Annotated in this window: 25 protein-coding genes; 14 read left to right on the forward strand and 11 right to left on the reverse strand. The window is 68.4% G+C overall.

All coding sequences use genetic code 11. The annotated features are described in order from the left end of the window. Window positions 1–16: 16 nt before the first annotated feature. The 3 genes from HZ321_RS11240 to HZ321_RS11250 all read right to left on the reverse strand — a co-directional run bounded on the left by HZ321_RS11240 (window position 17) and on the right by HZ321_RS11250 (window position 2,469). Entirely contained in the window at window positions 17–1,327 is a 1,311-nt protein-coding gene (locus HZ321_RS11240) for a glycerate kinase type-2 family protein (protein ID WP_181702428.1), read from the reverse strand. A 77-nt stretch (window positions 1,328–1,404) separates the two neighbouring features. Continuing rightward, complete coding sequence (locus HZ321_RS11245; RefSeq protein WP_206682769.1) at window positions 1,405–2,058, reverse strand: protein-L-isoaspartate(D-aspartate) O-methyltransferase; 654 nt, start codon at window positions 2,056–2,058, stop codon at window positions 1,405–1,407. A 33-nt stretch (window positions 2,059–2,091) separates the two neighbouring features. Continuing rightward, window positions 2,092–2,469, reverse strand: coding sequence for a DUF6496 domain-containing protein (locus HZ321_RS11250; RefSeq protein ID WP_181702429.1), 378 nt, complete (start codon window positions 2,467–2,469; stop codon window positions 2,092–2,094). A gap of 196 nt (window positions 2,470–2,665) precedes the next feature. Here HZ321_RS11250 and HZ321_RS11255 point away from each other — a divergent pair, with 196 nt between their 5' ends. The 4 genes from HZ321_RS11255 to HZ321_RS11270 all read left to right on the forward strand — a co-directional run bounded on the left by HZ321_RS11255 (window position 2,666) and on the right by HZ321_RS11270 (window position 6,779). After that, entirely contained in the window at window positions 2,666–3,316 is a 651-nt protein-coding gene (locus tag HZ321_RS11255; protein WP_181702430.1) for a DUF4142 domain-containing protein, read from the forward strand. A 103-nt stretch (window positions 3,317–3,419) separates the two neighbouring features. Next, a complete protein-coding gene (locus tag HZ321_RS21930) occupies window positions 3,420–4,553 on the forward strand; it encodes a BON domain-containing protein (RefSeq protein ID WP_342343837.1) in 1,134 nt (377 codons plus the stop codon). Between the two features lie 81 nt (window positions 4,554–4,634). Next, on the forward strand, window positions 4,635–5,216 hold the full coding sequence (locus tag HZ321_RS11265) for an HPF/RaiA family ribosome-associated protein (RefSeq protein ID WP_181702431.1): 582 nt from the start codon (window positions 4,635–4,637) through the stop codon (window positions 5,214–5,216). A gap of 81 nt (window positions 5,217–5,297) precedes the next feature. Then, a complete protein-coding gene (locus HZ321_RS11270; protein WP_181702432.1) occupies window positions 5,298–6,779 on the forward strand; it encodes a pyruvate kinase in 1,482 nt (493 codons plus the stop codon). A gap of 23 nt (window positions 6,780–6,802) precedes the next feature. Here HZ321_RS11270 and HZ321_RS11275 read toward each other — a convergent pair whose 3' ends face one another. Then, window positions 6,803–7,987 (reverse strand): ceramide glucosyltransferase, encoded by a 1,185-nt coding sequence (locus HZ321_RS11275; RefSeq protein WP_181702433.1) that lies wholly within the window; start codon window positions 7,985–7,987, stop codon window positions 6,803–6,805. A 336-nt stretch (window positions 7,988–8,323) separates the two neighbouring features. Between HZ321_RS11275 and HZ321_RS11280 the strand changes: the two genes are divergently transcribed. The 7 genes from HZ321_RS11280 (at window position 8,324) to HZ321_RS11310 (ending at window position 14,178) form a co-directional block, all read left to right on the forward strand. Further along, window positions 8,324–9,031: a cysteine hydrolase family protein gene (locus tag HZ321_RS11280; protein ID WP_181702434.1), complete on the forward strand. Its 708-nt coding sequence runs from the start codon at window positions 8,324–8,326 to the stop codon at window positions 9,029–9,031. A 68-nt stretch (window positions 9,032–9,099) separates the two neighbouring features. Beyond that, window positions 9,100–9,552 (forward strand): urease accessory protein UreE, encoded by a 453-nt coding sequence (gene ureE, locus HZ321_RS11285; protein ID WP_181702435.1) that lies wholly within the window; start codon window positions 9,100–9,102, stop codon window positions 9,550–9,552. Beyond that, complete coding sequence (locus tag HZ321_RS11290) at window positions 9,542–10,210, forward strand: urease accessory protein UreF (RefSeq protein ID WP_181702436.1); 669 nt, start codon at window positions 9,542–9,544, stop codon at window positions 10,208–10,210. Before ureE ends, HZ321_RS11290 begins: the two co-directional genes overlap by 11 nt. 34 nt (window positions 10,211–10,244) lie before the next feature. Then, window positions 10,245–10,937, forward strand: a complete 693-nt coding sequence (gene ureB / locus HZ321_RS11295; RefSeq protein WP_181702437.1) for an urease subunit beta — start codon at window positions 10,245–10,247, stop codon at window positions 10,935–10,937. Between the two features lie 12 nt (window positions 10,938–10,949). Then, the gene (gene ureC / locus HZ321_RS11300) at window positions 10,950–12,656 is read left to right on the forward strand and encodes an urease subunit alpha (RefSeq protein ID WP_181702438.1); all 1,707 of its coding nucleotides are present in this window, start codon (window positions 10,950–10,952) and stop codon (window positions 12,654–12,656) included. Next, window positions 12,653–13,303, forward strand: a complete 651-nt coding sequence (gene ureG / locus HZ321_RS11305; protein WP_181702439.1) for an urease accessory protein UreG — start codon at window positions 12,653–12,655, stop codon at window positions 13,301–13,303. Before ureC ends, ureG begins: the two co-directional genes overlap by 4 nt. Beyond that, window positions 13,300–14,178, forward strand: a complete 879-nt coding sequence (locus HZ321_RS11310; protein WP_181702440.1) for an urease accessory protein UreD — start codon at window positions 13,300–13,302, stop codon at window positions 14,176–14,178. The genes ureG and HZ321_RS11310 overlap by 4 nt, the downstream gene beginning before the upstream one ends. Before the next feature lie 138 nt (window positions 14,179–14,316). Here the strand turns inward: HZ321_RS11310 and HZ321_RS11315 are convergent, their stop codons facing one another. The 7 genes from HZ321_RS11315 to HZ321_RS11345 all read right to left on the reverse strand — a co-directional run bounded on the left by HZ321_RS11315 (window position 14,317) and on the right by HZ321_RS11345 (window position 22,659). Next, window positions 14,317–15,828, reverse strand: coding sequence for an amidase (locus HZ321_RS11315; RefSeq protein ID WP_181702441.1), 1,512 nt, complete (start codon window positions 15,826–15,828; stop codon window positions 14,317–14,319). A 64-nt stretch (window positions 15,829–15,892) separates the two neighbouring features. Beyond that, entirely contained in the window at window positions 15,893–16,837 is a 945-nt protein-coding gene (locus HZ321_RS11320; RefSeq protein ID WP_181702442.1) for a DMT family transporter, read from the reverse strand. 68 nt (window positions 16,838–16,905) lie between these two features. Next, the gene (locus tag HZ321_RS11325; protein WP_181702443.1) at window positions 16,906–17,931 is read right to left on the reverse strand and encodes an ABC transporter ATP-binding protein; all 1,026 of its coding nucleotides are present in this window, start codon (window positions 17,929–17,931) and stop codon (window positions 16,906–16,908) included. Window positions 17,932–17,939: 8 nt separating this feature from the next. Continuing rightward, on the reverse strand, window positions 17,940–19,073 hold the full coding sequence (locus HZ321_RS11330) for an ABC transporter ATP-binding protein (RefSeq protein WP_181702444.1): 1,134 nt from the start codon (window positions 19,071–19,073) through the stop codon (window positions 17,940–17,942). Window positions 19,074–19,087: 14 nt separating this feature from the next. Beyond that, window positions 19,088–19,984 carry an ABC transporter permease gene (locus HZ321_RS11335; protein WP_181702445.1) on the reverse strand — a complete coding sequence of 299 codons (897 nt, stop codon included), beginning with the start codon at window positions 19,982–19,984 and terminating at the stop codon, window positions 19,088–19,090. An 18-nt stretch (window positions 19,985–20,002) separates the two neighbouring features. Next, on the reverse strand, window positions 20,003–20,959 hold the full coding sequence (locus HZ321_RS11340; protein ID WP_181702446.1) for an ABC transporter permease: 957 nt from the start codon (window positions 20,957–20,959) through the stop codon (window positions 20,003–20,005). Between the two features lie 95 nt (window positions 20,960–21,054). Then, window positions 21,055–22,659 (reverse strand): ABC transporter substrate-binding protein, encoded by a 1,605-nt coding sequence (locus tag HZ321_RS11345; RefSeq protein ID WP_181702447.1) that lies wholly within the window; start codon window positions 22,657–22,659, stop codon window positions 21,055–21,057. A gap of 378 nt (window positions 22,660–23,037) precedes the next feature. Between HZ321_RS11345 and HZ321_RS11350 the strand changes: the two genes are divergently transcribed. From HZ321_RS11350 to HZ321_RS11360, 3 genes are read left to right on the forward strand one after another with little or no spacing between them, the layout of a single operon-like run. Continuing rightward, window positions 23,038–23,247 (forward strand): hypothetical protein, encoded by a 210-nt coding sequence (locus HZ321_RS11350; protein ID WP_181702448.1) that lies wholly within the window; start codon window positions 23,038–23,040, stop codon window positions 23,245–23,247. After that, the gene (locus tag HZ321_RS11355; protein WP_181702449.1) at window positions 23,244–24,656 is read left to right on the forward strand and encodes an amidase; all 1,413 of its coding nucleotides are present in this window, start codon (window positions 23,244–23,246) and stop codon (window positions 24,654–24,656) included. The genes HZ321_RS11350 and HZ321_RS11355 overlap by 4 nt, the downstream gene beginning before the upstream one ends. Window positions 24,657–24,689: 33 nt before the next feature. Next, window positions 24,690–26,093 (forward strand): amidase, encoded by a 1,404-nt coding sequence (locus tag HZ321_RS11360; protein ID WP_181702450.1) that lies wholly within the window; start codon window positions 24,690–24,692, stop codon window positions 26,091–26,093. Window positions 26,094–26,096 lie beyond the last annotated feature (3 nt).

Consider the following 26,096-nt stretch of genomic DNA (forward strand, 5'->3'; position numbering starts at 1 on the left):
CCGTTGTCGGGCCGGATCAGGTGATCAGGATCGCCCGGAAGTCGTTGACGTTGGTCCGCGTCGGACCGGTGATCAGCAGGTCACCAACGCTCTGGAAGGCCGAATAGGCGTCGTTGTTGGACAGGTACGCCTTTGGGTTCGTGCCCTGCGCAAGCAGCCGGGCCGAGGTCTCCCCGTCGCAGAAGGCGCCGGCGTTGTCCTCCGTCCCATCGATGCCATCGGTGTCGGCCGCGATCGCGGTCACGCCCGGCACGTTCGCGACCGCAATCGCGAAGGACAGCAGGAACTCTGCGTTCCGCCCGCCCCGGCCGCCCTTGGCCCGCACAGTGACGGTGGTCTCCCCACCCGACAGGATCACGCAGGGCTTGGCGAACGGCTGGCCCTTCGCCACCACCTGCTTGACGATCGCCCCATGCACCTCGCCGACGTCGCGCGCCTCGCCCTCGATCGAATCGGACAGGATGTGCGTGGCGTAGCCGGCCGCGCGTGCCGCCTCCGCCGCCGCCTCCAGCGACATCTGTGCCGCCGCGATCACCACGTGGCGATCGCCAGCGAAATCCGGATCAGTCGGTTTCGGCGCGTCGGCCTCGGCCGAGTTCAGCCAGGCCATCGCCGCCGCCGGCAGCTCCATCCGATAGCGCTCCACGATGGCGAGCGCGTCCGCCCGCGTCGTCCCGTCCGGGATCGTCGGGCCGGAGGCGACAAGCGCCGGGTCGTCCCCAGGGATGTCGGACAGTACCAGCGAGATCACCCGCGCCGGGTGCGCTGCCCGCGCCAACCGCCCGCCCTTGATCAGCGACAGGTGCTTGCGCACGCAGTTCATCTCGTGGATCGAAGCTCCCGAGGCGAGCAGCACCTTGTTGACGGCGCGCTTGGCCTCCTTGCCGATCACATCGGGCGGCAGCGACAGAAGCGACGAGCCGCCGCCGGAGATCAGCGCCACCACCTGGTCGTCTGGACCAAGGTCCTTGACCAGGTCGAAGATCCGCCCCGCCGCCGCCGCGCCCTTCTCGTCCGGCACCGGATGGGCCGCTTCCACGATCTCGATGTCCTCGCAGGCGTGCGCGTGCCCGTAGCGGGTCACCACGATGCCCTCCAGGCGACCGTATCCGCGCGCCTTCCAGGCCTGCTCGAACGAGGCGGCCATCGCCGCCGAGGCCTTGCCCGCGCCGACTACGACGGTGCGTCCCTTCACCGGCTCCGGCAGGTGATCGCCGATCACCTTGGCAGGGTCGGCCGCAGCCACGGCGACGTCGTAGAGGTGCCTCAGGAAGGCGCGGTTGTCGGCAGTCACGTGGGGTCCCCTCCCGGTCGATCGGATCGGCATGGCCTATCACATGTAGTCGCCCGCAGGCGACGCCCGCGTGAAGCGGTCCCCCTGTCGCTGCGACGATCCGCCTGCGGTCAGCTCGGCTCCTCGGCCGTCCAGTCGGTGAAGCCGTAGCGGCCCACCAGCGGAACGAAGGCGACCGCGCCGAGGTCGTCGGTGGAGTACCGATCGTCGTCGCCCCGCGTCAGACGGAGCAGACGGAGGTCGTTGAGCTTCGCACCGACCGGGATCACCAGCCGCCCGCCCGGCGCCAGTTGGCGCTTCAGCGTCTCCGGGATCGAAGGCCCGCCCGCCGTCACGATGATCGCATCGAAGGGCGCGGCGTCCTCCGCCCCCTCCGTCCCGTCACCGGTACGCACCTCCACGTTGGCGAAACCGAGCCGCGCCAGCCGTTCCCGCGCCGCGTCGGCAAGATGCGGCCGCCGCTCGATGCTGACCACCGACCGGCAGAGCCGCGACAGCACCGCCGCCCCATATCCGGAGCCGGTACCGATCTCCAGCACCTTGTCCTCCGGACCGCAGCGCGCGGCAGCCGCCATCTCGCCCACGATGAACGGCTGCGAGATGGTCTGTCCCTCCTCGATCGGCAACGCCCGGTCGTCGTAGGCCCGGTCGCGGAGGAAATCGGGCACGAAGTCCTCCCGGTCGACCGAGCCCATGGCCGCCAGTACGCGTTCGTCCGCGACACCGCGGGCGCGGAGCAGTTCGATCATGTCGTCCCTGGTCATCGGCGGATCCTCGGCTGCCCGGGCCGGCGCCGGTCAGCGGCGCAGCGCGCGGGCCAATTCGTCCCGGCTCATCTTGGACCGTCCGGGAATGTCGCGCTTCCGGGCTTCCGCGTAGAGGTCGGCCTTGGTCGCCTCGCCCGCACCGTCCCCTTTCGGCCGGGACGCTCTCTTGTTCCGCTTCTCGGCCCGGGCGGCCCGCCCCTTGCGCTCCTTCGCCTTGGTCGACGTCAGCCGTTCCCGGTTTTCCCTGGGGCTCTGCTCGCTGGAAGCACCCGCTTCCGACAAGGCGATGGCGATAGCCTGCTTCGGGTTCTTCACCTTGCGGCCGTCGTTGCGCTCCAGGTCGCCGTGCTTGAACGCGCGCATCACACGCTCGACGGTCTCCTTCTGCGGCTCGGTCTGCTTGGCCATGACACCCTCCGGCATCGTTGTCTGCGCCACCTTGAACGCGCATCCGCCCCTTCCCGTTCAAGCCCGGCCCGATCGCCACCGGACAGGCTGAAGCGGCAGCCGAGCCATTGTCATTTCTTCGGAACCGCGACTCCGCTCTGTCGTTGTTTCCCAGAGCCCGGCGCCCTGCCGGGTACACCTTCTGGGAGTTCCATCCATGAAACGCACCCTCATCCGCCTCGTCGCCTGCACGGCCCTCGCCGCACCGTTCCTGGCCGGCCCAGCCCTTGCCCAGGACGCCGCCGGCCAGTCCGGCGCGGCCACCGTCGGCCAGTCCTCCGGCGCGACCATGCAGGTCGATACGCCGACCTTCCTGCGCATGGCCTCCTCGTCCAACCAGTTCGAGATCCTGTCCAGCCGCCTTGCCGAAAAGCAGGCGAGCGACGACGCCGTGAAGCAGTTCGCCACGATGATGATCCAGGACCACACCGACGCCGGCGCTCGCATGGCCGAGGTGGTCAAGTCGGCCGGAGCCTCCGCACCCCCGATGACCGAGGACGCGCTGGAGTCGCGCCACAAGGAGATGCTCGACACGCTGGCGCGCGCCGAGGGCAACTTCGACGAGGCCTATGTCCGCGCCCAGTACCAGGCCCACCAGGAAGCCGTGACGATCTTCTCCGGTTATGCCGAGACCGGCGACAACGCCGAGATCAAGGCCTTCGCCGAAGAGACGCTGCCCAAACTGCAGCAGCATCTCGCCACCGTGCAGGACCTTCCCGGCGCCCCGGTGAACGCGACCCCGCCGACCGGCAGCACGGGCACAGGGACCGGCACCATGCAGCAGGACGGCACCAGCACCCAGCAGTAACGCGGACGCAGCCGGAACACCGGCGCACCGCGCTCGGTTAGGCACTCTGGAACGGCGGGGCCAAGACCCCGCCGGCATCCCAAGATGACCGATGGAGGACGACATGGCAGAGGACTGGCGCGACGAACGCTACCGTTCTGACGATGATCGCGGCCGGCGCGGCGAAGGCCCGCGCGGCGGCAACCCCTTCGAACGCAACGCCCGTGGTGGCCACGGTGGCGAATACGGCGGCGGCAACGATCCGTCGCGCGGCGCGCGCGGCGGCAGCTCGGGCGGTGGCGGCTTCGGCAGCGGTCGCGAAACCGGCGACTGGCAGGGCCGCCTCGGCAGCGAGTACGAGCGCCGCTACAGCGGCGAAGGACGCCGCGGCGCCGGACCCGTGTCCGAGGGGACATGGTCCGACATCGACCGTGATTTCTCCAACGACTGGGGCACCGGCGTCGGCGACATGTACGGCCGTGAGGCCGGCTACGGCAGCCGCCGCAACCAGCCCGGCTTCCCGAGCTTCGGCCGTGGCCGCCAGCCGGATGTCGGCTACGACACCCTGTCCGGCGACGCCTACCAGGATCGGGGCGGACGCGGCTACGGCACCTCTCCCGACTACCAGGGCGGCCGCGGCCGCGACGACTTCCGTGGCCGCCAGGGCGCTTTCATAGGGCGCGGCGGCTATGCCGGAGAGCCGGTCGACCACTTCGAGCAGCACGGCTCGGGCAGCGGCTACGCCGCCGGCGGACGCCGTCAGGATGAGGGCTGGTTCGGCGGACCGACCGGCGAGCGCGAACGCCCGAGCTGGCAGGCCGAGGGCCAGCACCGCGGCCGCGGCCCGCGCGACTACAAGCGCTCCGACGAGCGGATCAAGGAGGACGTGAACGACCGCCTGGCCGACGATCCCTGGATCGACGCGTCCGACATCACCGTGGAGGCCAAGGACGGCGAGATCACGCTCAGCGGCACCGTCGACAGCCGCGAGGCCAAGCGCCGCGCCGAGGACTGCGCCGAGGGTGTTTCGGGCGTTCGGCACTGCCAGAACAACCTGCGCGTCCGCTCCCAGGACATGCGCTACGGCCAATCCGGCGACACCGGCCAGGCCTACGGCAGCCAGAACACCGGCGGCAGCACGCCGGGCGGCAGCGGCATGGGCGGCACAACCGGCTCCGGCTCCCAGGCCTCCGGCCCGTCCGGCTCCCAGTCGGCCGCCAATGGCGCGCCCGGTCAGACGGGCAACCGCCAGCACTGACGCCAAGCGTCACCGGGGCCGGCGCTCGCCATGCGTCGGCCCCTCTTCTGTTCGACCGAAGACATATGACGGAGTGAGTTGATGGATATCCCGCTGCAGATCGCCTTCAAGAACCTCGAAAGCTCGGAGTTCCTGGAACGCCTGATCCGCGAGCGCGTGGAACGGCTCGAACGCTTCCACAAGCACATCGTTGGCTGCCGCGTGCTGGTCGAGGTGCCCTACCGCGCGCCGGAAGGCGGCAAGGTCCCGATCGGCATCTCCGTCGAGGTCGAAGTGCCCGGCTCCAAGAGCATCGTCGCCAAGGACCATGAGGAGCGCCACGATTCCAAGAACGACCACACCGCCGTCGTCAACCGCACCTTCGACAAGGTCCAACGCCAATTGGAGGACCATGGTGACATCCGTCGCGGCGATGTGAAGGTTCATGCCTCCGACGGCACCGCCGGCCGTATCGTCCGCCTGTTTCCCGACCAGAACTACGGCTTCATCGAGGTCGTCGGCGCGCCAGACCTCTACTTCACCCGCAACGCCGTCGTCAGCGGCAGCTACGACGAACTGGAAGTCGGCCAGACGGTCCGCGTCACCATCGCCACCGACGAGGGGCCGATGGGCCCGCAGGCCAGCAGCGTCCGCACCATCGGCCAGGAGGCCGACCTCACCTGACAGACAGGCCTCGTTAAGACGACACTTGCGGTTCATGGACCTGCCGTATCAAGGGGCACGTGACCTTGAAGGGGCAGATCCATGGACACTCCGAGCACCCGCGAAAGCGGTGAGATCGCATCACTGCTTACGGACGTGGCGGCATTGCGGACCGCTGTACTGTCCGAGGCAAAGGCGTTCCTGGCCGACTGGGATGCTCTCGAATCCGCCGCACCCGGCGTCGAGAATCTCGCGCGCTACCTGGCGCTCCGCCACCACGACCTGCGGCCCTTGCAGCGCCGCCTGATGCGGCTCGGACTTTCCTCCCTCGGCCGCCTGGAAAGCCGTGTTCTGGAAACGCTGGACGCCGTCGCCGGCGCTCTCTCGGCGCTTGCCGGAGGCGACAAGCCCCCGATCGCGTCCGAAGCCGGTTTCTTCGCTGGCGAAGCCCGCCTTGCGAGCGCGGGAGACGATCTCTTCGGTCCCCCACCCGCTACCCGACGGACCCGGATCATGGTGACCCTGCCGAGCGAGGCCGCCGGCGATCCGGGACTGGTCATCGACCTCGCACGCCGGGGAATGGACGTGGCGCGGATCAACTGCGCCCACGACGGCAGCGTCGCCTGGCTCGCCATGGCGTCGCACGTACGGACCGCGTCCGAACTTTTCGGCCGCAGGATCACCGTGCTGATGGATATCGCCGGCCCCAAGATCCGCACCGAAGCCGTCGCCACGCCGGACAAGAAGGCGCGGCTTGAAGCCGGAGCCAGACTTCGCCTCTGCGCCGCCGGCGCACCCCGCGTCGACGCCGATGTCGCCTTCGCGGCCACCGTCTCCCTGCCCGAACTGGTTCTCCGCCTGTCCGTGGGCGACCGCGTCCTCTACGACGACGGAAAGCTTCAGGCCGTCGCGGAAAGCCTCACGGAAGGCGAGGCCATTCTCCGCGTCGTCCGCACCAAGACGGGCGGAGCGAAGCTGAAGCCGGAAAAGGGTCTCAATCTGCCCGACACCGCGCTCGGCTTGTCTCCGCTCACGACCAAGGACGAGGCCGACCTCGACGCGGTGATCACCTGCGCGGACATGATCGGCTACTCCTTCGTCAGCCGGCCGGAAGATATCGACATGCTTGAAACGGCGCTGGCCCGCCGCGGCGCCGCGGCGCGGCGGCTGGGTCTCGTCGCCAAGATCGAGCGGCCGGAAGCGATCCGCAACCTGCCGCGCCTGATCGCGCGGGCAGCCGCTGGCCGCCGGCCGTTCGGCGTCATGATCGCGCGCGGCGACCTTGCGGCCGAGATCGGCTTCGAGCGGCTCGCTGAGATGCAGGAGGAGATTCTCTGGATCTGCGAGGCGGCCCATGTCCCGGCGATCTGGGCCACCCAGGTGCTGGAGGACCTCGTGAAAACCGGCGTGCCCTCGCGCGGCGAGATGACCGACGCGGCGATGGCGGCCCGCGCCGAATGCGTCATGCTCAACAAGGGTCCGGAGATCGGAATGGCCCTGGACGTCCTCGAGACGCTTCTGGCGCGGATGGAAGGACACCTCGCCAAGAAGACCCCGACCCTGAGGCCGCTCCGATCCTGGTGAACGAACCGTCCTGAAACCAGCCTTCAACGCCGGCTGAAGGCTGCCTCCCGGATCCGGGCCGCGACCCGCCGCGATGCCTTGCGCATGGCGCCGGTCCGAACGCTGCCCCCCGGCACTTCCATGGCGTTGCCCCGCCACTCGAAGCCGTTGCCGGCGAAGGTGGCGGCGAACAGCGCCGGCAGCAGGCAGTCACGGGCAAGCATCGCCGCGAATTGGCGGACGGAGACCGACCATCCGGCGCGGAACGCCGCCAGGAGTTCCGCGCCGTACCAGGCGGCCACATAGATCGCGACGGCTGAGGCAGGCCAGTATCCGAACGCTGCGAGCAGCCCCGCGCCGGCGACGGGCAGCAAGCCCCCGGCCAGGATCTCCGGTGCGAAGAACGCCGGAAACGATGACTTCCGCAGCCGCGCCCAGCGCACCTGCCGCCGCCAGACGTCACCGAACGAGCGATCGCCAAGCGGCTGCGGGAACGGCCGGTCGACCAGCCGGACCGCGAGCCCCGCTTGCCGAACGATCTTGGTCGCCGCAGCGTCTTCGGCCACTTCGCCGGCCAGCCGCTCGATGCCGCCCGCGTGCTCCAGCACCTCCCGGCGCCACAGCATCACCTTGCCCTGCGCGAAGCCGAACCCGAGCGTGTCGGCGGCCAGCTGCCAGCGCGCCTGATAGCTGTTGAGCCAGGCGCACTCCAACTCCGCGCCCGCGCTCCGGGGCAGCGCGCCCACCGGCGGCGAGCAGACCAGCCCGGTGCCGGGCGTCCAGCGTTCCATCAGTCGGTCGATAAAATCACGCGGCAAGAGCACGTTGCTGTCCACCATCACGATCCAGGGATGGCGCGCCGCCTTCCAGCCCTTCACGAGGTTGTTGAGCTTGGGATTGACGCTCACCCGGTCGTCCCCGACCAGCAGCCGCGCCTGCCGTTCCGGATGCTCTCCGATCAATCGCTCCACGATGGGGATCACCGGGTCGGCGGACGACGCGACGCAGAACACGATGTCGACCTCCGGATGGTCGAGCGCGAAGGTCGAGCGCAGCGTCTCCCGAACGAACGGATCGATCCCACAGACCGGCCGCAGGATGGTGACCGGCGGCTTCTGCCGGACGAGTTCGGTCGGGGCACGTTTGCGCCCTGCCCGCCACGCGGCGATCGCCAGTCCCAGGATGTGCACGGTGAATGCGAAGACGCAGAAGCCAGCCAGGTAAGCCATGTCGGGATCGTCCTCGGGGTGGGCCGAGGCTCTGCATCTACAGGCGGTTTGTGACACATGGACAACGACCGCGCTTCTCGGGTGGTAGAGCCGATGGGATCGCGACCTCCCTCGACCCTCCGCCGTCGACCGCGAACACGGACCGAAGCCCTCGGCGACGCTTTCCGGTCGACCTCCATGCACCGTAAACTATCGTTTTCATCTATCTTGTTTTCACGTTAACGAGATGTCATCCTCTTGCCGACAAGGGCAGACAGGGCCAGCTTTCAGGCCGCTGACCAGCCGATCCGTTCCGTTGCGTTCCGCATTTCCGCCATTCGAACTGGAGGTTCACCCATGCACAAGATCGAGATCGCGCCGGAAGTCCTCGCTCGCGGCAAGGCCCTGCGCGGCCGCGACCATGTCTTCACCGACATCGACCCCGCGCGCACCGCCCACATCGTCGTCGACCTGCAGGTCGGCTTCATGGGGGTCGGCGCACCGGTCGAGGTCCCGGTCGCCCGCGAGATCGTCCCGAACGTCAACGCCATCTCCGCCGCCGTGCGGGAAGCCGGCGGCCTCGTCGTCTACCTGCGCTACCTCTTTGACCCCTCCGAACCGCTGAAGTGGACCTCCTGGTACTCCAGCATGATCGGACCCGAGGCGCTCGACGGCGTCAGCGTCTCCTTCACGCCGGGCAACCCGAACTTCGAGCTCTGGTCGGAGCTGGAGGTGCTGCCTGAGGACCTGATCGTCGACAAGACGCGCTTCAGCGGCTTCATACCCGGCACTTGCCAGCTCCACGACATCCTGACCGCGCGCGGGATCGACACGCTGATCATCACCGGCACGCTGACCAACTGCTGCTGCGAGTCCACCGCCCGCGACGCCCAGCAGATGAACTACAAGATCATCTTCGTCGCCGATGGCAACGCGGCCATCACCGACGCCGAGCACAACGCCACGCTCTGCAACATGGCCGCGATCTTCGCCGACGTGATGACCACCGCCGAAGTGACCGACGTGCTCGCCGCCGCCAAGCCGACGCTTCAGGCCGTCGCCTGATTGGCCTCGCGAACCGCCGCCCCGGCGGCGGTCCATTTCCCGCCGGACTGTTTCACCGGAGGTTTTCCATGCTGCGGCTGCACGGCATTGTCGGCGATCGGCGGGACCACGCGCTGCATCACCGCCTGCACCACCTGGAGCACCACGACGCGATCGAGTTCCTGTTCGTGCCGGAAGCCGATCTCGGCCGCCGCCGGCTCCGCGCCCTCACCGATCGCGGCACCGAATGCGCCGTCTCGCTCGACCGCGACGACGCGCTCTACGACGGCGCCGTCCTCTTCATCGACGACGACCGCGCCGTCGTGGTCCGCGCGGGCGCGCCCCGCGAACTGCGCCTGCGCCCGCAGGGCACGGAAGGCGCGTTGAAGCTGGGCTTCCTGGCCGGCCACCTCCACTGGCGCGTCCGCTTCGAAGGCACCGACCTTTGCGTCGTCCTCGACGGTGCCGCCGCCGACTACACCGCGCGCATCGCACCCTTGCTCGACGACGGCATCGTCACGGTGGTCGGCAATGCCAATTGAAGCCCTCCTCCTCGCCCTCCAGCACGGCGACAGTGCCTTCCCGTCCGGCGGGTTCGCCTTCTCCTGGGGCCTGGAGGAACTGGTCAACGACGGCTGGATCTCCGGCGAGGCCGACATCTCCGCCTTTCTCGCCGACCTTCTCGCCAACCGCTGGCACGGCTTCGACCGCGTCGCGCTCGCCCGAGCCCACGAAGCGCCCGACCTCGACGCGCTCGCCGGGATCGACCGCGCCGTCGAGATCGCCACATGGGCCGCACCCATGCGGGCCGGATCGCGCCGCGCCGGTCGTGCCCTCCTCGGCGTCCACGCACGCCTGTCCGGCGGACCGGTCGCCGACTACCGCGCGCTGGTCGATGTCGACGGCGAACTCGGCCACCTCCCCGTGGTCCAGGGCCTGGTTTGGCGCACGGCCGGTCTCGACCGCAACTCCTCTGAACTGCTCTCCGCCTGGACGATGGCGCAGGGTATCGCCGCAGCCGGCCTCCGCCTCGGCCTGATCGGCCACCTCTCCGCGCAGACCGTGCTGACCGCCGCCCGCGCCACCATCGCCCGTCTCGCGGCAGTGTCGCCGCCCGCCGATCTCACCGCCTTCACACCCGTCGCCGACGTCGCGCTCTCGCGCCACGCCCGCCGCGACGCCCGCCTTTTCGCCACCTGATCCGATTTTCCCGCTGACCTGGGACGCCTGCCCCATGAACCTGACGCCCACCGAACTGGAACGGCTCACCATCTTCACCGCGGCCGAGTTCGCCCGCCGCCACAAGGCGCTCGGCATCCGCCTCTCGCACCCCGAGGCGGTCGCCCTGATCGCCGACGAGATGCTGCTCGCCGCCCGGCGCGACGTTCCCTACACGGACATCGTGGAGATGGCCGGCAAGCTGCTCACCACCGACGACGTCGAGCCAGGCGTCGCCGAGATGATCCCGGTGGTCTCCGTCGAAGGAAACTTCGAGGAAGGCACCAAGATGATCGTCGTCTTCGCCCCCATCGCCCCCGGCGACAAGCCGACCGCCCCCGGCTTCCCCGGCGAGGTGATCACGCCCGACGTCGACATCGAGCTCAACGCCGGGCGCGCGCGGGTCACCGTGGAGGTCGTCAACACCGGCGACCGGGACGTCCAGGTCCGCAGCCACGCCCACTTCTTCGAGGTCAACCGGGCGCTGAAATTCGACCGCGCGGCCACCTTCGGCATGCGCGTCGACAAGCCGTCCGGCGTTGGCGTCCGCTTCGAACCGGGCATCCCCAAGTCCGTCGACCTCGTCGCCATCGCCGGCGACCGCGTCATGCGCGGCGAGGCCGGCCTTGTGGAAGGTCCGCTCGACGCCCCCGGCGCCCTCGATGCCGCCCTCGCCAACGCCCGCGCCCGCGGCTACCTCGGCGCCTGAGGAGACACGTCCATGGTCATGATCAGCCGCAAGGCCTACGCCGAGATCTACGGCCCCACCAAGGGCGACCTCTTTCGCCTGGGTGATACCGGCCTGATCGCCGAGGTCGAGCACGACTACACCGTCTACGGCGACGAGCTCACCACCGGCGCCGGCAAGTCGATGCGCGACGGCGAGGGCTTCCAGACCACCGGCACCTATGCCTCCGGCGCGCTCGACATGGTCGTGCACAACGCAACCATCATCGACGCCGTCCTCGGCATCGTGAAGGGCGACATCGGCATCCGCGACGGCCGCATCGTCGGCGTCGGCAAGGCCGGCAATCCGGACATCATGGCCGGCGTCACCCCCGGCCTCGTCACAGGCCCCAACACCACCTGCGTCCACGGCGACTTCTACATCGTGACCGCCGGCGCGGTGGAAGGCCACGCCCACTTCCTGTCGCCGCAGCAGTGCGACCATGCGCTCGCCGGCGGCACCACGACGATGATCGGCATGACGCCGGGTCCCCACTTCGACACCAGCTGTTCCGGGCCCAACATCATCGGCTCGCTGATCCGCGGCGCCGACGGCTACTGCCTCAACTTCGGCTTCCTCGGCCGCGGCGCGTCCGACCCGGGCGCGGTGGAGGAGAGCGTCTCCGGCGGCGCCCTCGGGGTGAAGATCCACGAGGACCTCGGGGCAGCCCCCGCCGTGATCGACGGCGCGCTGATCGCCGCGGATCGCAACGATTTCGCGGTGCATCTCCACACCGACACCATCAACGAGTTCGGCTTCTGCGAGGACACCATGGCGGCCGTCGACGGCCGCACCATCCACATGTACCACGTGGAGGGCGCCGGAGGCGGCCACGCGCCGGACCTCCTCAAGGTGAACTCCTGGGCGAACGTCATCCCCTCGTCCACCAACCCCACCAACCCCTTCACCGCCTACGCCCTGGAAGAGGGCGTGCCGATGACCATGCTCGCCCACATCATGAACTACCGCCTGCCGGAGGACGTCGCTTTCGCCGAGGCCCGCATCCGTCCGCAGTCGATGGCGGCGGAAGACTTCCTCCACGACATGGGCGCGATCTCCTGCTTTGCCACCGACACCCAGGGCATGGGCCGGCTGGCCGAGAACGTCGCCAAGTGCTGGCAGCTCGCCAGCGTCATGAAGGAACGGGTCGGCCGCCTTCCCGAAGAGACCACCGAGCGCGCCGACAACGAGCGCATCAAGCGCTACATCGCCAAGCTTACGGTCAACCCGGCGATCGCCGTCGGCATCGAAGACCACGTCGGCTCGATCACACCAGGCCGCATCGCCGACCTCGTCCTCTGGCCGCGCGCCTCCTTCGGCATCAAGCCCTGGATGGTGATCAAGAGCGGCTATGTCGCCTGGTCCGCGATGGGCGACGGCAACGCCAGCCAGATCAACTCCGAGCCGATCATCCAGCGCCCGATGTGGGGCGCCATGGGCACCGCCAAGCACCACCTCGGCGTCACCTTCGTCTCCAAGCTGGCGATCGAGGCCGGCACCCACGCCCGGCTCGGCGTCGCCAAGAAGTTCATGCCGATCAAGAGCGTCCGGTCGCTGCGCAAGTCCGACATGCTGCGCAACACCGCCCTGCCCCGGATCGAGGTCGATCCGCAAACCTTCGAGGTGCGAGCCGACGGCAAGCTCCTGATGTGCGAGCCCGCCCGCAAGGTGCCCCTCAATCGCCGGTACATGATGCGATGAACGCGCCCGCACTCTCCCCGGCGACGCCCGCCAAGACCGCCCCCGCCGCCCGTGTCGGCATCGGCGGCCCCGTCGGCTCCGGCAAGACGGCGCTCGTCGAGCGCCTGATCGCAGCTTTCGCCGCCCGCAAGGTGGACCTTGCGGTCATCACCAACGACCTCGTGACCCACGAGGACGCCGAGCGCGTCCGCCGTTCCGGCCTGATCGATCCGGCGCGCGTGTCGGCGGTGGAGGCCGGCGCCTGCCCGCACACGGTGATCCGTGAAGATCCAACCCTCAACATCGAGGCCGCTGACGACCTGGAGCGCCGCTTCCCCGGCGTGGAACTCATCCTGATCGAAAGCGGCGGTGACAACCTCGCCTCCACCTTCTCGCGCGATCTCACGGACTTTTGGATCTTCGTGATCGACGTCGCAGGCGGCGACGACATCCCGCGCAAACGCGGCCCGGGCGTCCTGAAATGCGACCTCCTGGTCATCAACAAGGCCGACCTCGCCCCGCACGTCGGCGTCGACCTCGACGGCATGATCGCGGAGGCCCGCAGGGTCCGCGCCGGCCGGCCGGTGATCGTCACCAACTGCCGCCGAAGCGAGGGAATCGACGCCGTCGCCGACCACCTGGAACGCGAGGTGCTGTTCCGCACGTGAGCGCCCTGCCCGTCCCCACCGACGAACCGCAACTCGACCTCGTCTTCGGCGCGCATCCGCTGGCGGGCACCCGGCTGACCCGCCGCCGCACGCGCTACCCCTTCGTCCTGACCAGCGCCTTCCGGCTCGACGACCACCCCGCGGACATGCTGACCACCATCGTCCAGTCCGCAAGCGGGGCGATCCTCGGCGAAGACCGCCTCGTCCAGCGCATCACGGTCGGAGCGGGCGCGAACGCCCACATCACCACGCAGGCCGCCATGGCCGTCCACCGCATGCCGGCCGGCATGATCGCCGAGGAGAGCATCGCGATCGACGTGGCCGCCGGTGCGCTCGCCGAATACCTCCCCGCCCCGCGCATCCTCTTCCCCGATGCGGCCCTCCGCCAGCGCCTGATCCTGACGGTGGACCCCGCCGCCACCGCCGTTGTCGCGGATGGCTTCGTCGCCCATGACCCGGACGCGACAAGCGCCGAAGCGGTGGGCGGACTGCCACGCGCGCACCGCCACTTCCGCCTCTACGCCGGCGAGATCGAGATCCGCCGCCCCGACGGTGCGCTTCTCGCGGTCGACCGCTTCGAACTCGCCGCACCCGGCAACCGCTTCGGCCGCGCCGCGTCGCTCCGCGCGCACGGCTCGCTGATCGTGGCAACGCCCGGCAGCACGGAATCGCACGCCGCCCTGGCTGCCGCCCTGGACGCCTCGCTCCTGGATATCGACTGCCTCGCAGCGGCCACGCTCCTGCCCCGCGGCGCTGGCGTCGCCCTCCGGATCGCCGCCACCGACGGTGCCCGCCTGCGCGCAGCCACCACCGCCGCCTGGACGGCCGCCCGCCTGATCCTAACCGGATCCGCCCCGAGCCGACGCCGATACTGACCCGGACCAGGATCTTGTTGCCTACTTTGCGGGAGGAGCCAGCACGTCCGCGCCACCCCCTTGCAGAGACGGACCGATGGTGCGCTCGCAACTCGAACCGGAGGGCGAAATCACGCCCCCCGGCACGCCCGGATCCGATTACTTTTTGGTCCAATCCCCGTCCTGCTCGAACGCGTAGGCCGCCTTGAACAGCGACACCTCGTCGAACCACTTGCCGGTCAGCATCAGCCCCACAGGCAACCCGTTGGACATGCCGCAGGGCACCGTCAGCGACGGCATGCCGGTGCTGTTGTAGGGCGCCGTGTTGCCGAGCATCTCCCACGCCTTCTTCAGGATCACGCTGCGCGGCGCGCCGGGTTCCGGCAGCGCCGGGGCGACCATCGGCGTCGTCGGCATCAGGAGGATGTCGTAGTTCTCCATCACCGCCGCGAACTTGGCCTTGAGCGCCCGGCGCGCGTTGATCGCCTTCGCCCAGACCTTGCCGCCGTGCATGTCGGCCATCGCCCGCCCGAGCGTCAGGAACACCTTCGCGGTGTCGGGGAACTCGTTGGCGCGGTCCTTCCAGTGCCGGAAGCGGTCCACCGCGGCGGTCGAGTAGAGACCGTCCACCCCGGTCACCACGCCGTTGCTGTCGAAGATCTGGCGCACGAAGCCCTCCGCCGCCATCGGCATGAAGAACGCGGCCGCCGCATCGTGCAGCGGCAGCGAGATCTCGGTGACGATCGCCCCCATCTTCCTGTAGAGCTCGGCCGCGGCGAGCACCTTGGCATCCACGGCCTCCTCCGACTCCGGCCGGCCGAAGCCTTCCTTGACGATCGCGATCCGCATCCCCTTCACGCCGCCGGAAAGGTGCTTGGAATAGGCCGGCGGCTCATAGGCGGGCTGGCGCATGTCGTAGCCGTCCGGACCGGCGATCACCTCCAGCATCAGGGCGTTGTCGGCCACCGTCCGGGTCATCGGGCCGGTGTGGTCGATCGTCATGTCGAGGCTCATGATGCCCGTGTAGGGCACCAACCCGTGCGTCGGCTTGAGGCCGACGATGCCGCAGAACGACGCCGGCAGGCGGATCGAGCCGCCCTGGTCGCCGCCGATCGTCATGTCCACCTCGCCCGCCGCCACTGCGGCCGCGCTGCCGGACGACGAGCCGCCCGCCGAATGGCCGCGCTTCCACGGGTTGTGGCAGGCGCCGGTCGCGTTCGTATGGCTGGAGCCCGACAGGCAGAAGTATTCGCAGTGCACCTTGCCGGTGATCTCAGCACCGGCATCGAGCAGCCGCGTCACCACGGTCGCATCCACGTCCGGCACGAAGCCGTCCAGAAAGGTCGACCCGTTCATCATCGGTACGCCGGCGACGAACACGTTGTCCTTCAGCGCCGCCGTGCGGCCCTTCAGCTTGCCCTCGGGCGCGCCCTTGATCGACGTCTTGCGGTACCAGGAATTGTTGGGATCCTCGGCCGGCCCGGGGCGATAGCCCGGCGTGCGCGGATACTTGATGGTCGGCATCACCTCGGGCGCGGAGAGCAGCGTGTCCGCCGCCTCGAAGTGCGGCTTCATGTGCACGAGGAAATCCTCGGCGTCGGCCTCGGTCATGTCGAAGCCCATCGACTTGGCGATGGAGAGAAAGCCGGAAGCGGTCGGCAGGCTGGTCATCGGGATGCTCCTCGTGTCGAGTGACGGAAGGAACCGCCGCCGGACCACCGGCGACGGGGTCGGGTCAAGGCTGGGGAGGCTCGGGTTCCAGGGGTTCGACGGCGTCGATCACGGCGGGCGCGGGGGCCGGCGCCTTGGCGGTCAGCACCAGGGCGGTCGCGCCGATCACCACGGCGCAGCCGGCCAGCATCATCGCGTCCGGCACCTCGTGGAACCACAGGTAGCCGATGATCAACCCGCCGAGGAGGTTGGTGTAGTGCAGCGGCGCCAGCCGCGACGCCGGCGCATAGCGCAACGGCAGCACGATCATATACTGGCCGACCGACGAGATGATGCCCATCACGAGGAGCAGCACCCACTGCTCCAGCGTCGGCTGCACCCAGGCGAAGGCGAGCGTCGGCAGCGTCATCAGCGACGACATCACCATGAACCAGAACACGATCTCCAGGGTGTCGTTGTTCCGCATGAGGGTGCGCTGCTGGAACATCGAGATGGCCCCGGCGAACGCGCCGGCCATGCCGAACAGCACGCCGATTCCCCCGGAGATGCCTGTCGGCCGGGCGATCAGGAGAACCCCGAGGAAACCCCCGGTCACCGCCATCCAGAGCCTGAGGCTGATCTTTTCGCGCAGGAATGCCGCCGACATCAGCGCCACCAGCACCGGCAGCAGAAAGAAGATCGCCGTCACCTCCGCCAGCGGCAGCAGCCCGAAGGCGGTGTAGGACAAGAGCAGCGTCGCCGTCATGAAGATGGCGTGCGACACATGGCTGGCCGCGTGGCGGATCGTCAGCGTCGGCCGCACCCGGTTCATCGCCATCAGCACGCCCAGCGGCAGCAGCCCGATCAACCCGCGGAAGAACACGATCTGGTTCACCGGGAACACGGCCGCCAGTTCCTTCACCACGGCGTTCATGAAGGCGAAGAGAACGATGCCGGCGAGCATGATGGCGATGCCCTTGCGAGCGGCGCGCTCGTCCGGCGCCACCCCGGCCTCAAGGACGGTGGACATGAACTTCCTTCTTTCTTGTTTGAGAGCGTTTCCCCCCACCCGCGCCACCGGTGGCGCGGGCCTCGGCGTCAGGCGATCCCCATCTCCATGGCCGGCGTCGTCGCCGCCGTGCGGAAGCAGCGGCTCATGTGGCCGTTGCCGTGGTCGTTCGGCTCGGGGAACGAGGCCAGACACTCGGGCTGGGCCAGCTTGCAGCGCGGTGCGAAGGAGCATCCGGGCGCCAGGAAGCGCATGTCCGGCGGGCTTCCCGGGATCGCGTCGATGTCCTGATCGCGGTTCTGCCCGTGCACGGTGGAGGCCATCAGCCCCAGCGTATAGGGGTGCTTCGGCTTCAGGAGCACGTCCTTCACGCTGCCGTACTCGATGATCCGGCCGGCGTACATCACCGCCACCTTGTCGGCGATCTGCGCCGCAACGCCGAGGTCGTGCGTGACGAAGATCACGCCCATCCCGAACTGCTCCTGCAGCTTGCGCAGCACGATCAGCACCTGGATCTGCACGGTGGCGTCGAGCGCCGTGGTGGGCTCGTCGGCCAAGAGCAGCGCCGGCCGGCAGGACAGCGCCACGGCCATCATCGCGCGCTGGCGCAGGCCGCCGGACAGCTCGTGCGGATAGGCTTTCAGCCGGCGCTCCGGCGACGGAACCTTCACCATCTGCATCAGCTCAAGCGCCCGCTCCATCGCCGCGGCCTTGCTGACACCCTCGTGCCGCATCACCGTCTCGGCGATCTGGTCGCCGATCGTGTAGACTGGGTCGAGCGCCGTCATCGGCTCCTGGAACACCATGGAGATGACACGGCCGCGCACCGCGTTCATCTCCTTGTCGGAGAGCGCCATGATGTCGTGGTCGCCCACCCGCATTGACCCGGTGATCCGGGTGCGCTTCTTCGGGTGCAGTTGCATCAGCGAGCGCATCGTCACGGACTTGCCGGAGCCGGACTCGCCGATGATGCACAGCACCTCACCGGGCATCACGTCGAAGCTGACGCCGTTCACCGCCCGGACGGTCGCTTCGCGGCTGACGAAGTTGACGTTGAGGTCACGCACCTCCACCAGCGGGCGCTTGGGCGGGGTCGGGTTGTTCGTATCGGCCATGGGGCACCTCAAAGGGCGGCGGCGAGCGCGCGCGGAGCGGACGCTTCGACCGGCAGGGACTGGAGGGTGCGGCCGGCCATGCTGTGGCCCGCGACCGGGTTGGTGATGTGGCACGCGGCCACGTGCTCCGCCGGGTTTTCCGCGGCTTTTCCGAGCTTTGGCGTCTCGCGTTCGCAGATTGCTTCCGCATAGGGGCAGCGTGTGCGGAAGCGGCAGCCGGACGGCGGATTGATCGGGTTCGGGGGATCGCCGACCAGCGGCGGCGTCTCGATCCGGTGCTCCGGGTCGATCTCCAGCGCCGACTGCAGCAGGGCCCTTGTATAGGGGTGCTTCGGCGCGTTGTAGATCCGGTCCACCGGCCCGATCTCGACGACCTGGCCGAGATACATCACCAGCACGCGGTCTGAGATGTACTGCACCACGTGGAGGTCGTGGCTGATGAAGATGTAGGTGAGGTTCAGGTGGCGCTTCAGGTAGCCGAGCAGGTTGAGCACCTGCGCCTCCACCGACTTGTCCAGCGCCGAAACCGCCTCGTCCAGGATCAGCATGCGCGGATCGAGCGCCAGCGCCCGGGCGATGTTGACGCGCTGCTTCTGACCGCCCGAAAGCTCGTGCGGATAGCGCCCGCCGAACAGGTCGGGCCGGAGCCCCACCTTCTCCAGCAGCCCGCGCGCCTTGATCTTGGCTTCCGACGTGGCGACACCGTGCACCGTCGGCCCGTAGGCGATGGAGTCCACCACCGGCAGGCGCGGGTTCAGCGACGAGTAGCTGTCCTGGAACACCATCTGCATGTTCCGGCGCAACTCGCGCAGCGTGATGCCGTGCGGCTCGTCCACCGGGTCGCCGTCGAACACCAGCGTGCCCTTGTCGCGCGGCATCAGATGCATCAGCAGGCGGGCGAGCGTCGACTTTCCGCAGCCCGATTCCCCGACGATACCCAGCGTCTCGCCCTTCATCACCGAGAACGACACGTCGTCCACGGCCTTCACCTCGGCGACCTTGCGGTTGAGCACGCCGCCGCGGATCGGGAAGTACTTCTGCAGGTTCTGCACGATCAGGAGCGGCTGGGCCTTGCCGCCGCGGTCGTTGTTGTCGCCCGGCGGGACCGGTTGGAGGTGGCGCTCTGTGGGTTGCGCGGTCATGGCGGTCTCCTCTGTCACGCTTTCACGTCCATGGCCTGGCGCAGGCCGTCGCTCACGAGGTTGAAGGCGACCGATGTGACCAGGATCGCCACGCCCGGCAGGGCGCAGACGAGTGGCTGCACATAGATCGACTGGCGGAGGGTGGAGAGCATCAGGCCCCAGTCCGGGGTCGGCGGCGCGACGCCGAGACCGAGGAAGGAGAGGCCGGAGGCGAGCAGGATGGACGCCGACACCAGAGTCGAAGCGTAGACAAGCACCGGCGACATGACATTCACCAGCACGTGCCTGAACAGGATGCTGGGCGTCTTCGCCCCGCTCGCCCTGGCGGCGTCGATGAAGTCCATCGTGCGCACCTGGGCCGTTGCCGTCTCCGCCACGCGGCAGATCGGCGGGATGAGCACGATCGTCAGCGTGATCATCTGGTTGACCATGCCGCTGCCCAGGCTGCCGGAGATCGCGACGGCCAGGAGCACCGACGGGAACGCGAAGAACACGTCCATGGTCCGCATGATCGCGGTGTTGGTGCGCCCGCCGGCGAACCCGGCGAGCACGCCGAACAGGCCGCCGATGATCGTGGCGAACAGCACCGGCGAGATTCCCATCAGCAGCGACGTGCGGCCGCCCCAGATGATGCGCGAGAGGATGTCGCGCCCCTGCTCGTCCGTGCCGAGAACGAAGTGCTTGAAACCCGGTGGCTTCAACCGCGACGCCATGCTCGACTTGTTTGGGTCGAACGGGGCGATCCAGGGCGCCAGGATGGCGATCAGGATGATCGCGATGATCAGGCCCAGGAAGAACAGTGTCACATAGTCGTAGCGCAGCTTGTTCCACACGTTGCCCCAGTAGCCGCGGACGACAGGCTTCTGCGGGGCTGGGATGAGGGCGGCGTTTTCGGCCGAGATGTCGGTCATGGCTCTCTCCCGGGGGCGTCAGGTGCGCTTGATGCGCGGATCGACGAGGGTCTGCAGGAGGTCGACGATCAGGTTGATGAGGACGAAGGCCATCGCCAGCACCAGGATCGTGCCCTGCAGCAGGGGGATGTCGCGGGTCAGGATCGCGGTGTTCAGCACGAACCCGGTTCCCGGCCAGGTGAAGATCGTCTCCACCAGGATCGATCCGCCCACGAGGTAGCCGAGCTGCAGGCCCAGCATGGCGAGGATCTGCGGCGCCCCGTTCCAGATCGCGTGGACGATGATCTGCCATTCGCTGAGGCCCTTGGCCCTGAGCGTCTGGATGAAGTCCTGCCCCAGGATCTCCGCCAAAGTTGAGCGCGTGGTCCGCATCAGGATGCCGAGCGGCGTCAGCGTCATCGCGATGATCGGCAGGATGGCGTACTGCAGGCTCTCCCATTCCAGGAAGCTGAAGTCCTCCGATCCGCCCTCGCCCATGCCCGTCGCGGGCAGCCAGCCGAGGTTGACCGAAAACACGATCACCAGCACCACGCCGAGCCAGAAGGTCGGCACGCTGATGCCAAGAACGGCGATGGCGGTGGAGAGCCGGTCGGCCCAGCTGCCGACCTTGATGGCGGCGATGATGCCGAGCACCAGCGCGATGCCCATCGCCAGCACCACCGAGATGACGGCGATGGTGATGGTGTTGCCGAACGCCCGCATCACCTCGTCGATCACCGGCCGGTTGGTCTGGATCGACTTGCCGAGATCGCCGATCAGCGCCTTGCCGAGCCAGACGACGTATTGCACGGGGATCGGCTCATCCAGGCCGTAGGCCTTCTTGATGGCGATCTTGTCCGCTTCGCTCGCATCCGGCGGCAGCAGGCTCTGGATGGGATCGCCGGGAGCCAGATAGACGAGGGCGAAGCAGATGATCGTGACGCCGAGCCCGATCGGGATCGTGAGGAACAGACGGCGCGCAACGTAAAGCCACATCGAGGAAGCTCCTGATCGGTCGCAAGGTCATCCTGCCGGGCGGGCGGGCAGGCTCCACCCGGGACGCCGGCTGGCGCCCCGGGCGGGAGGATGAATCACTCCACCACTTCGATCGGCGTCAGGTCCTGGAACCAGCTCTGGGCCTGCACGAAGCCCTTCAGCTTCGGCGACAGGGCGCGCGGGTTCAGGTCGTGGGCGATGAAGATCTCGTAGGCCTGGTCGACCAGCCGCTCGTGCATCTTCTGGATCAGCGCCAGGCGCTTCTCCGCATCGAACTCGTTCAGCGCGGCCTCACCGAGGGCGTCCGTCTCCGGGTCGGAGAAGAAGCCCCAGTTCAGGCCGTTCGGCGGCTGGTAGCGGGTCATGGAGTTCTTCATGATCGCCTGAACCGGCTCGATCGACGACAGGCTGACGTTGACGCCGTGATACTGCGGGAAGGCCTTGGCGCCGCCGAAGTACACGCCGAGCAGCGCGTTCCAGTCGATCGGGTCGAGCTGCACCTCGAAGCCGACGGCCTCCAGCTGCTCCTTGACCAGTTCGTTCATCGGCAGCGGCTGCATCTGGCCCGAGCCGGAGGTGGAGATCGCGATCGTCACCTGGCAGGGCTTGCAGCCGGCTTCCTCGAGCAGCGCCGACGCCTTCTCCGGGTCGTACTCGTACTTGACCGGATTGCCGTAGTAGGTCTGCGACGGGATGAACTTGGCATAGCCCTCCATCGCGATGCCCTGCAGCATCTCCACCATCTCCGCGCGATTGATCGCGTAGTTGGCGGCGCGGCGGACGCGGACGTCGTCGAAGGGAGGCATGTCGACGCGCACCTGGTAGTCCCAGTTGTGCGGGTACGGCACCAGGACGATGTTCATGCCCGCGTCCTTGAGGCGGGGGATCGTGTCGGGCGACGGCGCCTCCACGAAGTCCACCTGTCCGGCGAGCAGAGCGGCGGCGCGGGTCGTCGCCTCCGGCATTGGCAGCAGCACGAGGCGGTCGTGCTTGGGTACGCGCTTCGGGTTCCAGTATTCGGCGTTCTTCACCAGTTCCAGGCGCTCGCGCGGAACCACCTTGTCGAACTTGTACGGACCGGTGCCCGACGGCTTCTTGGCGAATTCGTCGTAGTTGTTGTTCACTGCCTGCATGGCGCACGGCGAGATCTGGAAGTAGCCGGCCAGCTGGTAGGCGATCAGCGAGTCCACGATCTTCGTCGTCAGCGAGATCGTGTAGTCGTCGATCTTGGCCATCGACTCCACGTTCGAGATCGTCCAGCCCTGCATGGTCTGGTGGCGGACGTTGTGCTGCGGCGCCTTGTCGTCCTTGATGCGGGCGAAGTTCCAGAGCGCCGCGTCCGCGTTCCAGTCGCAGCCGTCATGGAATTTCACGCCCTGGCGAAGCTTGAAGATCCAGCGCTTGTGGTCGGCCGGATCGATCTCCCAGCTCTCCGCCAGACCCGGGGTGATGTCGGCGGCCTTCTCCGAGGACGACAGGTCCCAGTTGACCAGGCTGTCGTAGATCGTGAAGCCGGCGAAGCGGAACCCCTCGTAGCCCTGGTCCGGCGCACCGGTCCAGTCGGGGATGTCCGCTGCCGTCATGGCGACGCGCACCTGCGTTTCCGCGGTAGCCTCGCCGGCTCCCAGCGCGAATGTCGTCAGGGCGAGCGTCAGGGCCGTGATCGTCGGCCGGGCTAGGCTTGGTCGGCTACGTTTCATGAAACACCTCCGGGAAGCGGTGGGAACGTTTCTTGTCCTGCGGTGGCAACCACCCGGACCCCATCTGCAATCCCGATGCCAACTTCTCGAATTGCAATCGACCCAGCCGAAAATCGGGCGTTCATCCCGCCAATTTTTTATCTGAAATTTGGAGTTTTTGGCCTCACCAGCCAAAGTTCGTCATGGCGCCGTCAATTCAGACCGAAAGCCAGATCGGCTCAAAAACACCAGGAAAAGCCGTTCTCCGGATCTTCAATATCGAACCAAGCTACGCGCTTAGGCAAGGCATGCACAAATTTTGCGCTATCTCGGTTATCTGATTTTGGTAATATCCATTACGATAAATTCAGCTAAACCGGATATCCAGAAAGGTGCGACATGCCCGATAAGGCGTTCGATCAGGAGATCACGGCGCTGCTTGCGGCGGCAGGTCTGCAGGTTCCGCCCGACTTGGCGGCGGGCGTCTACTCCGAGGCGCGCGACCTGCGCCGCATCACCAGCCTCCTGCGCGGGCCTCGCACCGCCGCGGCCGAGCCGTCCAACATCTTCAGCCTCGCCCGCTACGCCCCCGCCGGAGACGCGAAATGACCGCACTGAACGAACTCTCCATCGCCGAGGCCGGGCGCAAGCTGCGCGCCGGCGAGATCACCTCCACTGCCCTCACCCAGGCCTCGTTGAGCCGGATCGCGGCGCTGGAACCGACCCTGGATGCTTTCGTGACCGTCACGCGCGAGCGGGCGCTTGCGGATGCCGTGCGGGCCGACGCCGAACTCGCTGCCGGCGTCGATCGCGGCCCGCTGCACGGCATCCCCTATGCTTTGAAGGACATCTACGCCACTGCTGGCATCCGAACGACCAATCACTCGCGCCTCTTCGCCGACCAGATCCCGGCGGAGGACTGCACCGTGGCAGCCAAGTTGGCGACCGGCGGCGGGGTGCTTGTCGGCAAGGCGGGCACTTTCGAGTTCGCCATCGGCGGCCCGAGCTTCGACCTGATCACCCCGCCGGCCCGCAATCCGTGGGACACGTCGCGCTCCACCAGCGGCTCTTCGTCCGGCTCGGCGGCCGCGGTCGCTGCCGGCATGGTCCGCCTGGCCATGGGCTCCGACACCGGGGGCTCGATCCGCGGCCCGGCCGCCCACTGCGGCACCGTCGGGCTCAAGGCCACCTACGGCCGCGTCTCCCGCCGCGGCATCTTTCCGCTGTCCTTCACGCTCGACCACGCCGGCCCGCTTACCTGGTCGGTGGAGGATACCGCCCTCACTATGCAGGTGATCGCCGGCCACGACCCGCTGGACCCGGCAAGCGCCGACGTCCCGGTGCCCGATTTCACCGCAGGCATCGGCCAGGATCTCGCCGGCCTGAAGATCGGCTACGCCCGCTCCTTCTTCGCCGCCAACCCGATCACCTCGGCGGAGGTGCTGGCGGCCCTCGACAAGGCGGCCGAGACGATCGCCGGCCTCGGCGCCGAGGTGGTCGAAGTCGAACTGCCCACCTACGAGCTCTTCGAGGCCTGCGGCCGCGTCATCCTGATCGGGGAGGCCTACGCCATCCACGAGCAGGACCTGAAGTCCCGCCCCTTCGCCTACGGTCGCTACGCCTACCAGCGCTTCGCCCCGGGTGCCGTCCTCAGCGCGGCCGACATGGTCCAGGCCTTCCGCCTGCGCGCCGAACTCACCTCCATCGTCAACGACCGCGTGTTCAAGTCCTGCGACGCGATGATCACCGCCTCCGCCCTCACCGAGGCGGCGCCCTTCGCCAACTTCGCGCACGACGTCCAGCGCTGGGTCGGCATGTACACGATCCCGTTCAACGTCACGGGCAACCCGGCGCTGAGCCTGCCCACCGGCTTCTCCGCCGGCGGGCTGCCGCTCGGCATGCAGATCGTCGGCAAGCCCTTCGACGAGGCCACCACGCTGCGTATCGGCGCCGCCTACGAGGCCGCCGCCGGCTGGACGAGCATCCGCCCGACGCTGGAATCCGCCATCGCCGCCTGATCGGGCACTTGAAGAGACCGGGGGAAACGAACCATGGAAGACCTGCACTACCAGTCGCTGGTCGACGTCGCTGGCGCCATCCGGCGCCGCGACGTCTCGCCCGTCGAGGTGACCGGCGCACTCCTCGACCGCATCGAGGCGCTCGACGGCGACCTCAACAGCTACATCACCGTCACCGCCGACATCGCCATGGATCAGGCCAAAAAGGCCGAGGCCGAGATCATGTCCGGCCGCTATCGCGGCCCGATGCACGGCATTCCGATCGGCATCAAGGATCTCTGCTTCACCAAGGGTGTGAAGACCACCTTCGGCATGCGCGTGCTGAAGGACTTCGTTCCGAACCACGACGGCACGGTCGCCAAGCGCCTCAACGACGCCGGTGCGGTCATGCTGGGCAAGCTGCACCTGCACGAAGGCGCCTTCGGCGAGCACCATCGCGACCTCGGCAACCCGCTGAACCCCTGGAACAAGGACTACTGGCCCGGCGGCTCGTCCTCCGGATCCGGCGTCGCCACCGCCGCCGGCCTCTGCTACGCCTCGATCGGCACCGACACCGGCGGCTCCATCCGCTTCCCCTCGCATGCCTGCGGCGTCACCGGCGTCAAGGTCACCTGGGGCCGCGTCAGCCGCTACGGCGCCTTCCCGCTGGCCGAAAGCCTCGACACCATCGGCCCGATGGCCCGGTCCGCAGCCGACTGCGCGGCCATGCTCGGCGCCTTCGCCGGCTACGACCCCAACGACCCGACCAGCCTCACGGCTCCGGTGCCCGACTATCTCGCCGAGATCGACGGCGTCTTCGGCGCCCGCGGCATGCGCATCGGCGTCGACATGAGCTACATCGGCGAGGGCAACGACGCCGAGACGGTTGCGCTGATCGAAGCCGCCGCCGAGGTGTTCCAGTCGCTCGGCGCCGAGCTGAAGCCCTTCCGCATGCCGGACGTCACCGCCGTCGCCAACGGCCAGCTCGCCTATTGCCAGGTGGAGTCCGCCACCTTCCACGAGGACGCCTACAAGGCCGCCCCCGGCGACTTCGGCAAGCTGCTCGGCGAAGCCGTCGCCGCCGGCCTCGTCTACGACCCCGTGAAATACGCCGGACACCAGATCGACCGCGACATCTTCAAGGGCAAGCTCGCCCGCACCTTCCTCGACGTCGACGCGATCATCGTGCCCGTCTTCCCCGGCGTCGGCGTCCGCTACGACGAGTTCGACAGCTTCATGGACAACGTGTCGGCCTTCCTGCGCTACACCGGCCCCTTCAACATGGCTGGCACGCCCACGGTCACCCTCCCCTGCGGCTTCTCCAGCCTCGGCCTTCCCGTCGGCTTCCAGCTCGTCGGCCCGCACCTCTCCGAGGCGAAGCTGCTCCGCGCAGCGCACGCCTACCAGCAGGCGACCGACTGGCACCTGAAGCGCCCGCCCATCCCGTTCAACGCCTGAGGC

The sequence above is a fragment of the Chthonobacter albigriseus genome (assembly GCF_013839445.1).
Taxonomy (GTDB): Bacteria; Pseudomonadota; Alphaproteobacteria; order Rhizobiales; family Pleomorphomonadaceae; genus Chthonobacter; species Chthonobacter albigriseus.